Source organism: Sphingomonas sp. BLHR8 (genome assembly GCF_056821725.1).
Genome location: NZ_JBPDIM010000001.1, coordinates 838,154 through 850,691 on the forward strand (window position 1 = coordinate 838,154; position 12,538 = coordinate 850,691).

Sequence of the window (12,538 nt, forward strand, 5' to 3'; positions counted from 1 at the left end):
GATGTTCGTACATGTTTAAGCAGGTGCTGGCGCTTCTTACTGCGCTCCTGTCCGTGACCGCCGACGCCCAAATGATGCGAGTGAAGGATCTCGGCGCCTTCGAGGGCGTCCGGAGCAACCAACTCGTCGGCTACGGCGTGGTGGTCGGTCTGGCCGGAACCGGCGATGATAATCTTGCCTATCTCACCCAAGCAATGGCGGGGGTGAGCGCTCGCCTGGGGCTCACTCTGCCGCCCGGCGTCAGTCCGGCGCTGAAGAATGCGGCGGCGGTCATGATCACCGCCGACCTCCCCGCCATGGCGCGCCCGGGCCAGCGGATGGACGTGACCGTGTCTGCCATCGGTCGCGCACGGTCGCTTCGCGGCGGAACGCTCGTGCTGGCACCGCTGGTCGGCGCCGACGGGCAGATTTACGCGATGGCGCAGGGCAGCCTCGCCGTCGGTGGATTGGGTGTCAGCGCGGCGGACGGGTCTCAGGCGAGCGTCAACGTCCCCTCTGCCGGCCGCATACCTGGCGGCGCGACAGTCGAGCGAGCGGTGGCAGGGACTTCGGGGGGCGAGCTGCGATTCAACCTCGCGGCTGCGGATCTGTCGACGGCTCAGAGGGTTGCGACGGCCATCTCCCAGGCATTGCCCGGCGTGAGCGCGCGTGCCCGCGACGGGGTCACGGTCGTCATCGACACGGCCGCGGAGTATGATCGGGCGGCGCTGATGGCGCGGATCGAAGCGCTGAATGTGATGCCCGACGCCGCCGCCGCTCGGGTCATTGTGAATGCGCGCACCGGCACGGTGGTCATCAATGGCGCCGTCCGCGTCGCGCCCGCGGCAGTCAGTCATGGCCGTTTGACGGTCGAGGTCGACCAACAGCCGATGACGTCGCAGCCAAATCCACTCACGCGCGGGCGAACCACCGAAGCGTCGGACAGCCGGATCGCGATATCCGAAAGCCGGTCGCCGATGTTCGAAATGGCGGGCGCGTCGCTGTCGGAGATCGTCAAGGCGATCAATGACGTGGGCGCCGCGCCGGGCGATCTGGTCGCGATCTTGGAGGCACTGCATCAGGCGGGCGCGCTGCGAGCGGAGCTGGTGGTGCTATGAAAATCGAGCCGAGCGACCCTGCATCGAGGCCGCACGCATCGACCCGCACTGCTGCGGCCGGCGACGCGTTCGAGGCGATGCTGTTGAGACAGATGCTGTCGTCGATGCGCGCCGCTTCGCTGCCGCAAGGCGAGCTGGCGCAATCGGATGCGGGTCCGATGCGTGACATGCTCGACAGCCAGCTTGCGGACGCGATGGCGCGACAGATTGATTTCGGGTTCGGAACGCAGTTCGCTCGCCTTGATCCGGGGTCGGGACGTTGAGCGACCTCTTGAGGATCGGCGCGTCGGCGATCGGGGCTTATCGAAGCGCCATTGCCGTCACGTCTGAGAATGTCGCCAACGCGGAGAACGAAGGCTTCGTCCGGCGTCGAGCTGACATTGTCGACCTGCCTCCCGGCGCGAGCGGCACGAGTGGCGTCCGGCTGTCGGCCATTCACCGCGACTGGGATGCCGGGCTTGCAGCCGACCGGGATCGGACCAACGCGGACGCCGCGCGTGACCAGCTGATCGTCGACCACGCGCTCTCGATCGAAGCGGCACTGGCGCCAGGCGACGGGGCCGGGGTGGCGGCGAGGATTTCGGGCACCTTCGATGCGATGACCCGTCTGTCGAGCGACCCGGCAAGTGTGCCGTTGCGCCGAGAGATGCTGGGCGCGATCGACGAGACCTGCACCGCCTTTCGCCAGGCGGACGCTCGGCTCACCTCGCTGGTCGCGGACGTGGCGGCGCGGCGAAATGTGGCGATTAGTGATTGCAATTCGGCGCTGACCGAACTGCACGACCTCAACCGCCAACTGCGGGCAAGTGCCTCCGACCCGTCGAGGCGCGCCGCGCTGGAGGACCGGCGTGACTCCGCCCTGTCGCGTTTGAGCGGGCAACTCTCGGTAACCGCGCAGCTCTCGCCTGATGGAAGCGTCATTCTTACGCCGACCGATCCCGTCACGCTGCCCCTGCTGGACATGCGGGGGCCGGCGGTGATTACCCCCACATCCGAAGGGTTGCGCGCCGTCGGGCCGGGGGGACAGGGCCTGATCGGTGCGGGGAGCGGCGCCATCGCGGGGCTGCGCCGCGCGGATGAACTGGTTGCAGACGCGCGCGCGGCACTGGACGACTTGGCGGCGCGCTACCGTGCATTGCTCGACGATCATCAGTCGGCAAGCGCGAAACCGTCGCTGCTGGCTGGCGGGGCGGCAGGATCGCTGGAGCTGGTGGTCGCGGACCCGACCGCGGTTGCGGCGTCCGACGGGCTCCGCGCCAACGGGGCGCTGCTGGCGACGGTCGAGCGCGCATCGAGCGAGGCCCTGCTGAGCGACGCCGACGGGCTTATCGACCATGTTGCGCAAGCGACGCAGCAAGCGGAGCGGCGGGCAGCCGCGTCAGCCGCGCTCCGGGATGAGGCGGCGATTGCGCTCGACCGGTTGAGCGGTGTCGACCTCGACCGCGAGGCCGCATCGTTGATCGCATTGCAGCAAGCCTATGGCGCTGCCGCCAGGATCGTCGAGGTCGCCAAGGCGACCTTCGATACGATTGTGGGGATACGCTGATGGAGAATGTCAAAACTCAGCTGACCTCCGCACTGAACGCAAGCCGCCGAAGCGACCTCGGTCGCGCGATCGCCGAAGACCGAGCCGCGCTGCTTGACGGCCGGCGCGTCAGACGAGGCTCGCAAGACCCCGCTGCCGCCGCGCAGAGCCGCGCGATCGACCGAAGCGATGCACGCGAGAACGCGCTCGCCGCGAACCGCCGGGACCTTGCGGCAGCGCTCGCTGCGGCTGACGTCGAGCACGAAGCGCGCGTAAACCTGCTGACGCGAGGGCTGGAGATCGCGGTGGCGGCAACGAGCGAAACCTCGTCCGACACAGCGCGATCCGCAGCCGGAATCGAACTACGCGATATCGTCGGGAGGTTGCGGCTCATCGAACGCGAAGCGGCTGGGGTCGACGTGCCTATCTCCGGCGTCGAGACTGGCCGCCTGGCGCCACCGCCCGCGTTTGCGGCGACGGTGGAAACGGTTCTCAGGCAGTTGAATGCGAATGATGCGGAGGGGCTGAAAACGTCGCTCACGGCTTTGCGGGGCGCGCTGGACATTTCCAGCGACGCGCGCACGCGTGACGGCCTGCTCGCCCAGAAGCTCGAACGACTCGATGCCGAGGCGGACCTCGCGCGCATCGCCCGAGATGACGCACGCGAGCGAGCGGTCGGGATCGATCCCGCCGAAGTCATCGCGCGCCTGCAATCACGCCAGTTGACGCTCGACGCGGCGAACGCCCTGTTCGCGCGGCTCGACCGAACGAGCCTGTTCGACCTGCTGCGCTAAAAACTCGGCCACCGCCGCCGTTCTTAGTTTCGAGGGGGCGGCGGTCCCCCGGGCAAGCGCGGGGGATCAGCGAATATGTTTGCAGGTATCGGCATTGTCGTGCTGCTGGTGATGGTGTTCGGCGGGTTTCTGCTGTCCGGCGGCAGCATCAGCGTCATCCTGCACGCGCTGCCGATCGAGATGATGGTGATCGGCGGCGCCGCCATTGGCGCGACCGTGGCCGGCAATTCGCCGCGCGAGCTCAAGGCGCTGGCACGGGGCATGAAAGGCGTTTTCAAAGGTCAGCGTCACAGCAAGCAGGACTATCTCGACGCGATCCTGCTGACGTCGCGCCTGATGAAGATGCTGCGGAGTGACGGGCCTGTCGCGCTCGAACCGCATATCGAGGACCCCGCCAGCTCGGCGATCTTCGGCGAATATCCGCACCTGCTCACCGATCAGACGCTGATCCACCTGATCTGCGACACCTTGCGCCTCGTGGTCGTGTCGTCGGGGACCCTGGATCCGCGCGCGGTCGAGGACGTGATGGATAACGCCCTTCGTACGCATCATCACGACGCGCTCAAGCCCGCGCAGACGTTGCAGACGCTCGCGGACGCCCTCCCCGCGCTGGGGATCGTCGCGGCGGTGCTTGGGGTCGTGAAGACGATGGGGTCGATCGACGCACCGCCGGCAGTCCTTGGCGAAATGATCGGCTCGGCGCTGGTCGGAACGTTTCTCGGCGTCCTCCTTGCCTACGGTTTTGTCGGCCCCTTCGCCAATCGCGCACGTCAGGTGATCGAAAGCGACGGAGCGATCTATCATGTGGTGAAGCAGCTGATCGTGGCATCGCTTCACGGTCACCCGATCCCGCTGGTGATCGAGGCGGCGCGGTCGAGCCTCACCCACGACCATCAACCAAGCTTTGCCGACGTGTTCGACGCCATGCGCGCCGCCGCCTGACATGGCGAGCCCTCCCAAAAGCCCGAACCTACCCGCGACGATTATCGTCAAGAAGGTCGTCGAGGCGCAGCACGAAGCCCATCACGGCGGCGCGTGGAAGATCGCCTACGCCGACTTCGTCACTGCGATGATGGCCTTCTTTCTCCTGATGTGGCTGCTCGGCATGACTGACGAGGAGAAGCGAAAGGGGCTCGCCGATTATTTCACCCCCACGCTTATCGAATATCGGCAGTCGAGTGCCGGCGCGACGGGCATTCTCGGCGGCGACAGTATCCTGTCGGACCAGAACTTCCCGCACCTCGACGGGCAACAGGGCACGCAAGGCATCGTCATCCCACGCGACACGGCGGCCGGCGCGGAAACCACGCCCTCTCAGCCTCAAGCGGATGCGCTCAGCGCCCGCATTGCCGAGCAGTTGCGGCGCGATGCGGCTGCCTCTGGCCTCCACGGACAGGTTCGCGTGACTCCGATCAGCAACGGCGCACGAGTAGAACTGGTCGACGGACCCGATTTCGCGATGTTCGAATTGGGCACCGACATCCTGACCACCCGCGCCCGCTCTTTGTTGCGCGCGGTAGCTCGCGCCCTGCCCGCGCAAGGAACATTGTCCATCCGCGGTCATACCGACGCGCTGGCCTTTGCCGATCGCAGCGGGACCAATAATTGGCGGCTGTCGGGGGACCGCGCCGACGCGGCCCGACGCGCTGTCCGCGATGCCGGCGTTGATGAGCGCCGCATCGTGCGCATCGAAGGGGTGGCGGATCGCGAACCTCTGATCGCGGTTGACCCGCTCGACCCGCGCAATCGCCGGATAGCGATCACTCTCACGCGATGATGTCTCGGCCGTTCGCGCCAAGCCGCCCCGGGCATCCGCCCAAAGCGGAGCGCAGCCGACCACCTTGCCTCCCGCATCGCTAGACTGTCTCCGTCGCCAAGCCCGTTGCGAGAGGCGATGGGAGTAGCGTTCGCCCATGTCCTACACGATGGCCGCCCCCCTATCCGCCCCGACAGACATCGAGGCAGGCGGGCCGGTGCCAACCGGCTCGCGACCGGGGAGACATCGCGTGTTCGAGACGGCCGGCATTCCACTCCTGGCGGCACGGTGGGTGCCGTTTCAGCACGAGATCGAGATCGAGGGCGTCGATCTGGCGACTGCTCAGGTCGCGCTGCAGATCCGGGACCGGAAGGACGGCGACCGCCTGCTCGCTGCTCTGTCGCGCGTTGATGCGCCGGATTCGGAAGGGCTGAGGGTGACGAGCCGCGTGCGCGACAAGGTCCCGATCACGACCGTCCACATCCACATCGCCGAAACGACAATGGAGGCCATCGACGTCGCGAGGGAACGGGGCGAACCCGGCGGCGACGCCGTCCTCTGGTGGGACTTGCACGTGTCCCCCGCGAGCGGCGTCAAATTCGTCGCGTTCGAAGGCAGTTTCATCGTGCGCGCAGGAGTAACCCGATGACCGGAAAGAGCTTTGTACGGGTCGACCCCGAGCAGAAAACTGCGCTGCGGATCGAGGGGGCGGCGACGCTTTCGGCGATTGCCGGGCGAGCGGAGACGGCGGCGCTGACCGCGGAAGCGGCGGCCGATCGCGCGCAGGCTGCGCGACGGCTGCCTTCGGCGCCTCCGGGGCCGCCCCCGATCAGCTGCGTCCCGGACCTCGCGACAGCGGGCATCCCGACCGACGGGAGCGACGCGGCGCCGGCCATCAACGCCGCACTCGCGCGCGACGGGACCGTCGTGCTGGAGGCGGGCGCGAGTTATCATCTGGGTTCGGCGGTGATGCGCCCCTCCCACAGCCGTCTGATCGCCCGCGACGGTCCGCCAGCACGGTTGATCGCGCTCGCTGACTTTCAGGGCGGGCGCGACAACCTTTTCAACGCGCTGGTGACCAACGAACCCGGCGTCCATGATTTGAGTGTGCGGAATATCCTAGTCGACGGGCGCGGGGTGGGATTGGGGAACGTCGACACCCGCATCAACGGCTTCAAGGAGCTCGCCGCGACGCGGGTCCGGCATGAGCTCACTATGTCGCAAAACACGTCCGGCTACGGCCACTTCGTCCAGCCCCACGCGACCCGTGCGCGCGACATCCTCTACGAACGCTGCGGCACGCGCGGCTGCGAATATGGCTTTGAGCAGATGGGCGCGGACAATGTGTACGCGCTCGACTGCTGGGCGGAGGACAGCGACGGACCCGTGCCGGCTTCGGCATGGATTCACCCGGTGTCGGGATCGCGCGGAATTATTTTCATCGGCTTCCGCGCGAGCGGGCGCGTGACGAACGGCATCTCGATCCTTCACAACGAAGCGAAGGTGCAGGACGACATCCAGTTCATCGACTGCGACCTGGACGTGCGCGGGGGCAAAGCCTTCATTACCGAAGGCGACGCGCGAACCAACAATCTCAGCATCATCGGGGGGAGGCTCCGCGGCGAACAAGGGAGTATCGCCATCCGCACCGCGCTGCACGTGACAGACGGCGCCTCGCTCGAAGCGGTGAGCGCTGGAACGGTGGTCGCCCTCAGCCTCTACGACAGCGAGCTGCTGCTCGACGATGGTGGTCGCATTTTCGTCCAGACGACCGCGCCGGGTTCGGCAGGTTTCGGTGTCTCGCTCGATCCCACGTCGCGGGCGCACATTGCCGGGCAGGTGCGGGGTGTGACCCCGGTATACTACCCGCTGTCCGGTCCGGGGCTGCGCAACGTCGATTACATCGTGGAGGCTGCGCAACTCGTCGACAGAGCGTCGATCGACATCAACGCGCAGGTCACGACCGTGGCGGTGACCCATCTGGGCGCGCCGGTGCGATTTGTCGCGACGTCGGCACAGGTATATCGGGTGGAGGCTGACAACGCGAACCTCACCCTGCCGACGGGGTCGCGGATTCGCCTGCAGCGACTCGGTGGCCCGGTCACGATCGAAGCGGGGGCCGGCGTCACGCTCGCGGCGCCAAACGGAGCGGCGCTGGCGCTGGGGGGTGAAGCGATCCTCACCAAGCTCGCCGGACCGAGCAGCTGGGCACTCCAGTTGGTCGGAGATGTTGCGACCCCGACGCCTGCGCCGACACCCACGCCAACTCCGACCCCCACGCCGACGCCTGCGCCGTCTCTCGGCGAAAGCGTGCCGCTGCAATTCTTCGGAACGAAGGGGACGCTGTCCTCGCTCGACAGTGAAGGCTTCTACACCGTCACCACCGAAGCGGTGAGCGGCAACCGTGCCGTAGGTTCAAGCGCCGCGCTATCGGGCGACATTCTGGTTGAGATCGTCCCCTTGGCCGACCCGCCGAGCTTTTTTGTGAACTTCGACGACGTGATCGCCTTCGATGCCAGAAGCTATGGCGAGACCCTCGAAAGCATTCAGACGGAGGGCGGCGGCGGCGGGCCGACCTGGCTCGGGGCGTTCCGACAGGGCACCTATCAGGGTCCGCTCGCCCCCCGCGTCGGACGCTTCTACATGAGCCGCAGAGGTAGCGCTTGGCGGATCTACACAGGCAACAGCTGGGCGGAGGCATTTGCCGCGGGCCCCATCCACAACAGCACCGCCGTCGACACCCAACCCCGCTTCCTGGCGATCACCGAGATCGGCAACAATGCCCGCCTCAAGGTACGGTTCGTCCCGCTGCCGACCGCATGACGCCCACATCCCCGCGCCGCCCCCGCGGCGCGGGGGCCGCTGTGGAGCCGAGCGAGCCTGTCGGACGGGTGGCGGAGAGGGTGGGATTCGAACCCACGGTGAACTTGCGCCCACGCCGCATTTCGAGTGCGGTGCTTTCGACCACTCAGCCACCTCTCCGCAGAGGTCGGCGTCGCGATAGCGTCGCCGCGGGTCGGAGCGGGCCTTTAGCTTTTGCGCGCCCGCTTGCCAAGTGCATCGCGCGCGGGCTTGGAGCAATCGGCCGCCGCGCATATATCGGTGGTGTGAGAACGATCAGCGTCCCCGATATGCGCCGCGCGATTGCGGCCGGCCTTCCCCCCGTCGCCCGCGCCCGCTTTGGTGTCGGCGACGTTGTCCGCCACCGGATGTTCGACTTTCGCGGGGTGGTGTTCGACGTCGATCCCGTCTTTGCGAATAGCGACGAGTGGTATGAGGCTATCCCCGAAGCCATCCGGCCACGCAAGGACCAGCCCTTCTATCATCTCCTCGCGGAGAACGACCAGTCGACCTATGTCGCCTATGTCAGCCAGCAGAATCTGGTGCGCGACGACGAGGGCGGACCGGTCGAGCATCCGGCGATCGACGAATTGTTCGAAGACTTCGCCGCCGGGCGTTACAAGCTCCGACAGCGGCACCGGCATTAATTCTTGAGTTTCCAGCCGCGGCGCAGAACGGCGTAGGTCGCAATAGCGAGGACCAGGTTGACGACTGTCAGGACAACCACCCCCAACGCCAGCGGGGAGTCGCTTACGCCGATGAACCCGTAGCGAAAGCCGGAGATCGCGAAGAAGAACGGGTTCGCATGGCTCACGGCAGCGAAGGTTGGGCTCAGGCGGTCGACCGAGTAGAATGTCCCCGACAAAAGCGCGAGCGGCACGACGACGAAATTCGTTACTGCCGCCGCGTGGTCGAACTTCTCCGCCCAGATCGACGTCAGCACACCCAACAACGCAAGCATGGTAGAGCCGAGCAGCCCGAACACAACGACCGCCCATTTATGTTGGGGAAGCGCCGACACGCCGGGCCAGAACAGCATGACCAGCCAGATCGCGAAGCCGACCAGAATGGCACGGGTCACCGCCGCCGCGACCAGCGCTCCCAGCAGTTCGAGGTTCGACAGGGGCGGCATGAGATAATCGACGATTGTGCCCTGAATTTTGCCGACCAGAAGCGAGAAGCTCGAATTGGCGAAGGCGTTCTGCATCATCGCCATGATGATCAGCCCGGGCGCCAGAAAACTGGCGAAGCTCACCCCCATCGCGCTGGCCCCGCCGCGGCCGAGGGCGACGGTGAATATGATGAGGTAAAGCAGCGTCGTGATTGCCGGTGCCCACACCGTCTGCAGCTGCACCTTGAAAAATCGGCGCACCTCCTTGACATAGAGGGCTCGCAAGCCGCCCCAGTTGACTTGGCCGATCGTGCGCTCGCCTGGCGCGTGCCGCAGGTGAAGGGATGGCGCTCCGCCGGAAGCGGCCGGCGCTGCAATCTGGGGCTGGTCGTGCATGGCGATAGCGCCTATCGGCGCGGCTTGCCGCGCGCAACTGCCGCCGACCCCTGACCGGGCGGCGGGACGATCATGAAGAAAGTGATTGGCTGAACCCGATGTCCTGGACCGACGAACGTATCGCCACCCTCAAGCGGCTGTGGGAGGAGGGCCTGACGGCCAGCCAGATCGCCGAGACGCTCGGCGCGGTCACCCGCAACGCCGTGATCGGCAAGGCACACCGGCTCGGCCTCAAATCGCGCCCGTCGCCGGTGAAGTCGAACGACGACAGTGCGGCTGCGTCCGTGACGCCACCGACGCCGCCGCAAGCGGCCCCAGCGGCCGAGCCTGCCGCGCCGCCGAGGACGCCGGCAGCGCCCAAGCCGCGTGCTACTGCGGCGTCGACGCCCAGGCCTGCCCCGTCCCCGGCCGCGCCCCCGCCACCCCCTCCCCCGCCCGCGGCGCCAAGCGAGCCGTCTGAGGTTCCGTCGCAGCCTATCCCAGGCGCAGCGCCGGCGAGCAACGAGCCGAAGCTCGTGTCGATCGGTCCGGGCGGTTTCATCCGGCAGGGTCCGGGCGACCAGCAGGCACCGATTCCGCCGGCGCCGCCACGCCGACGCGTGCCCGCAAAGCCGGCGCCGGAGATCGCTGACAAGACCAGCCTCCTCGACCTCAACGATCGCATCTGCCGCTGGCCAATGGGTCACCCCGGCGAGCCCGATTTCCACTTCTGTGGCGAGGCGGTGAATCCCGGCTATCCCTATTGCGTCGACCATTGCGGACGCGCGTTCCAGGCACAGCTGCCGCGCGGCACGCGTCGCCCCCCGCCGCCGCCCTTCGGCGGCCCGCGGGTGCGATAAGCTCCTCGTTCATTCAGCGAGAATATTGATGGGGCGCGTCGCTGGTGGACGCGCCCCATTGAGCTTCAGCTACCCCGGCGTGCGACCGCTTCGGCAAGGCCGGGCACATGCTGCGCACCGGTCACCACTTGCGCGGTCGACGGCGCGAGCGCGTTGCCGATCGGTTCGGCCCGGCCACCAAGACAACCCGCCAGGAAGTTCTCCGCCACCGCCTGGAAGGCGATGTTGTTCTGCGGGCGAGCGAAGCCGTGGCCTTCATCGGGGAAGAGGACGTAGGTGACCGGCACCGATCGCCCCTGCAGCGACTGGACAATCTGGTCGCTTTCCGCCTGCTTGACCCGTGGGTCGTTGGCGCCTTGCCCGATCAGGAGCGGGCGCACGATCTCGTTCGCGCGGTTGAGCGGCGATGCACGGTCGAGAATGGCGCGGCCTTCCGCCGTCGTCGGGTCGCCCATCTGCCGATACATCCGCCGGCGACCCGCCTCCCAATAGGGCGGGATGGTCGACAGCAGCGTTTGCAGGTTGGACGGACCGACGATGTCGACGCCGCACGCAAACGTCGTCGGCGTGAAGGCGAGCCCGGCGAGCGTCGCATATCCGCCGTAGCTGCCCCCCATGATCGCGACCTTGTCGGGGCTGGTGACGCCCGAACGCACCGCCCAGTTGACTGCGTCGATGAGGTCGTCATGCATGGCTAGGCCCCATTGCATGTTGCCTGCATTGCCGAAGCGTTTCCCGAAGCCTGTCGACGAGCGATAATTGACCGACAGCACCGCATAGCCGCGGTTGGCGAGCCACTGGTGCTGCGTGTTATAGCCGTAACCGTCGCGCGCCCACGGGCCACCATGAACAAGCAGCACCATCGGCACCGGAGCTTCCGCACGGCCGTCGCGGTTGCGGTCGGCGTGCGCCGGAAGCGTCAGGTAGCTCGGCAAGGTGAGCCCGTCGCGTGAGCGAATTTCGACCGGGTGCATTGGCACCAGCGGCGCGCCGGCGAGCACCGGCCGTGGCGTGTAAAATTCGGTGACCTGCCGCGAACCGCGATCGAACAGATAGACCTTGCCCGTCTCGAACACGGGATCGACCGAAACCAGCCAGCGCGAATCGTCGTCCGTACGGCTGGTGATCGATACGTCCGCATCGCCGAAGCGCTGCTTCAGAAAATCATAGTCGCGCTTCACCTGCGGGTCCGAGATGTTCCACTGGTTGCGCAGATAATATTCGGCATAGCCCTGCACTTCGCCAGTGCGCGGGTTGGTGAGCGTGCCGGCAATGTCCGCACGCGGGCTTTCGCCGATCAACCGCCGCTGACCGGTCGCCGTGTCCTCGGCATAGAGCGCCGCCGTGTCGCGCCCGCGCGTGTCGGTCCAGTAGAGCGTGCGACCGTCGAAGGTGTATCCGGCCGGCCCCGTGCCCGCGTCCTCCAGATCGGTCGATAGAAAGGGACGCTCCTCCGCGCGGCCGTTGGTGATGCGGAACCAGTCAAGCCCGCCCTGAGCGTTAGGCTTGGCGCCCATGCGAACCGTCAGGCTGTCGTCGGCGAGGAAACCGCCCCACCCGTCGCCGTTCATGACCTGAGTCAGTTGGCCGGTCTGAAGATTCAGGCGATAGACGTCATGCCAGCGCGGGTCGCGATTGTTCAGCCCGACCAGAACCTCGTTGCGGTTGGTGTTCGACGTGCCGACGACCCGAACGCGCGTGTTCTGGAAGGGGGTCAGCGTGCGCTCCGCCCCGCCGGCGACGGGGGCGGCGTAGAGGAGGAAATTCTCGTCCCCGCCACGGTCCTGCAGGAAGATGATCTGCGAACTGTCAGGCGAGAAGAAAAATTGCGGGATCGGACGGGAGGTTGAACTGGTCACCTGCCGTGCGGCACCCGGGTTGCTGGCGGGCGCGACGAACACGTTGCGCACGCCATTCACCGGTGCCATCCACGCCACCCAGCGCCCGTCCGGGCTGAGCTGTCCAGCGGTGCGGACCGGGTTGCCGAACAACGCCTCGCGCGGGATCAGCGGAACGTCGATCGCAGCAGCGCGCGTCGGCGCGGCAGTCGATGCGGTTGCGGCGGGCTCGCCCGTCGTCGCGCACGCGCCAAGCGCCAGCGCGCCCATGGCGACGCCGGCGACCAATAGATTTCGCATGATGATCTCCCTCTGGCTTCCCCAAGCCGTAACGTCGAACC

12 protein-coding genes and 1 tRNA gene are annotated in these 12,538 nt (G+C 67.1%); 10 read left to right on the top strand and 3 right to left on the bottom strand.

Annotated elements, in window-relative coordinates; genetic code table 11:
• Positions 1-11: 11 nt before the first annotated feature.
• The 8 genes from ACRYJK_RS04175 (at position 12) to ACRYJK_RS04210 (ending at position 7,995) form a co-directional block, all read left to right on the top strand.
• A complete protein-coding gene (locus ACRYJK_RS04175) occupies positions 12-1,097 on the top strand; it encodes a flagellar basal body P-ring protein FlgI (RefSeq protein WP_482666316.1) in 1,086 nt (361 codons plus the stop codon).
• On the top strand, positions 1,094-1,360 hold the full coding sequence (locus tag ACRYJK_RS04180; RefSeq protein WP_482666317.1) for a rod-binding protein: 267 nt from the start codon (positions 1,094-1,096) through the stop codon (positions 1,358-1,360). Before ACRYJK_RS04175 ends, ACRYJK_RS04180 begins: the two co-directional genes overlap by 4 nt.
• A complete protein-coding gene (locus ACRYJK_RS04185; protein ID WP_482666318.1) occupies positions 1,357-2,643 on the top strand; it encodes a FlgK family flagellar hook-associated protein in 1,287 nt (428 codons plus the stop codon). The genes ACRYJK_RS04180 and ACRYJK_RS04185 overlap by 4 nt, the downstream gene beginning before the upstream one ends.
• On the top strand, positions 2,643-3,416 hold the full coding sequence (locus tag ACRYJK_RS04190; RefSeq protein ID WP_482666319.1) for a flagellin: 774 nt from the start codon (positions 2,643-2,645) through the stop codon (positions 3,414-3,416). The genes ACRYJK_RS04185 and ACRYJK_RS04190 overlap by 1 nt, the downstream gene beginning before the upstream one ends.
• Positions 3,417-3,491: 75 nt before the next feature.
• Positions 3,492-4,358: a flagellar motor stator protein MotA gene (gene motA / locus ACRYJK_RS04195; RefSeq protein WP_482666320.1), complete on the top strand. Its 867-nt coding sequence runs from the start codon at positions 3,492-3,494 to the stop codon at positions 4,356-4,358.
• 1 nt (position 4,359) lies between these two features.
• Positions 4,360-5,193, top strand: coding sequence for a flagellar motor protein MotB (locus tag ACRYJK_RS04200; protein ID WP_482666321.1), 834 nt, complete (start codon positions 4,360-4,362; stop codon positions 5,191-5,193).
• A gap of 229 nt (positions 5,194-5,422) precedes the next feature.
• Complete coding sequence (locus tag ACRYJK_RS04205) at positions 5,423-5,821, top strand: hypothetical protein (RefSeq protein WP_482666322.1); 399 nt, start codon at positions 5,423-5,425, stop codon at positions 5,819-5,821.
• Complete coding sequence (locus ACRYJK_RS04210; protein WP_482666323.1) at positions 5,818-7,995, top strand: hypothetical protein; 2,178 nt, start codon at positions 5,818-5,820, stop codon at positions 7,993-7,995. Before ACRYJK_RS04205 ends, ACRYJK_RS04210 begins: the two co-directional genes overlap by 4 nt.
• A gap of 69 nt (positions 7,996-8,064) precedes the next feature.
• Here the strand turns inward: ACRYJK_RS04210 and ACRYJK_RS04215 are convergent.
• Positions 8,065-8,154, bottom strand: a tRNA-Ser gene (locus ACRYJK_RS04215).
• Positions 8,155-8,303: 149 nt separating this feature from the next.
• Between ACRYJK_RS04215 and hspQ the strand changes: the two genes are divergently transcribed.
• Complete coding sequence (hspQ, locus tag ACRYJK_RS04220; protein ID WP_482666324.1) at positions 8,304-8,660, top strand: heat shock protein HspQ; 357 nt, start codon at positions 8,304-8,306, stop codon at positions 8,658-8,660.
• Here hspQ and ACRYJK_RS04225 read toward each other — a convergent pair.
• Positions 8,657-9,520 (bottom strand): ABC transporter permease, encoded by an 864-nt coding sequence (locus ACRYJK_RS04225; protein WP_482666325.1) that lies wholly within the window; start codon positions 9,518-9,520, stop codon positions 8,657-8,659. The genes hspQ and ACRYJK_RS04225 overlap by 4 nt on opposite strands.
• Positions 9,521-9,618: 98 nt before the next feature.
• On the opposite strand from ACRYJK_RS04225, the gene ACRYJK_RS04230 reads away from it, so the two are divergent.
• Positions 9,619-10,359: a GcrA family cell cycle regulator gene (locus tag ACRYJK_RS04230; RefSeq protein ID WP_482666326.1), complete on the top strand. Its 741-nt coding sequence runs from the start codon at positions 9,619-9,621 to the stop codon at positions 10,357-10,359.
• A 65-nt stretch (positions 10,360-10,424) separates the two neighbouring features.
• On the opposite strand, the gene ACRYJK_RS04235 is transcribed toward ACRYJK_RS04230, so the two are convergent.
• Positions 10,425-12,497, bottom strand: a complete 2,073-nt coding sequence (locus ACRYJK_RS04235; RefSeq protein WP_482666327.1) for a S9 family peptidase — start codon at positions 12,495-12,497, stop codon at positions 10,425-10,427.
• Between the last annotated feature and the right edge of the window lie 41 nt (positions 12,498-12,538).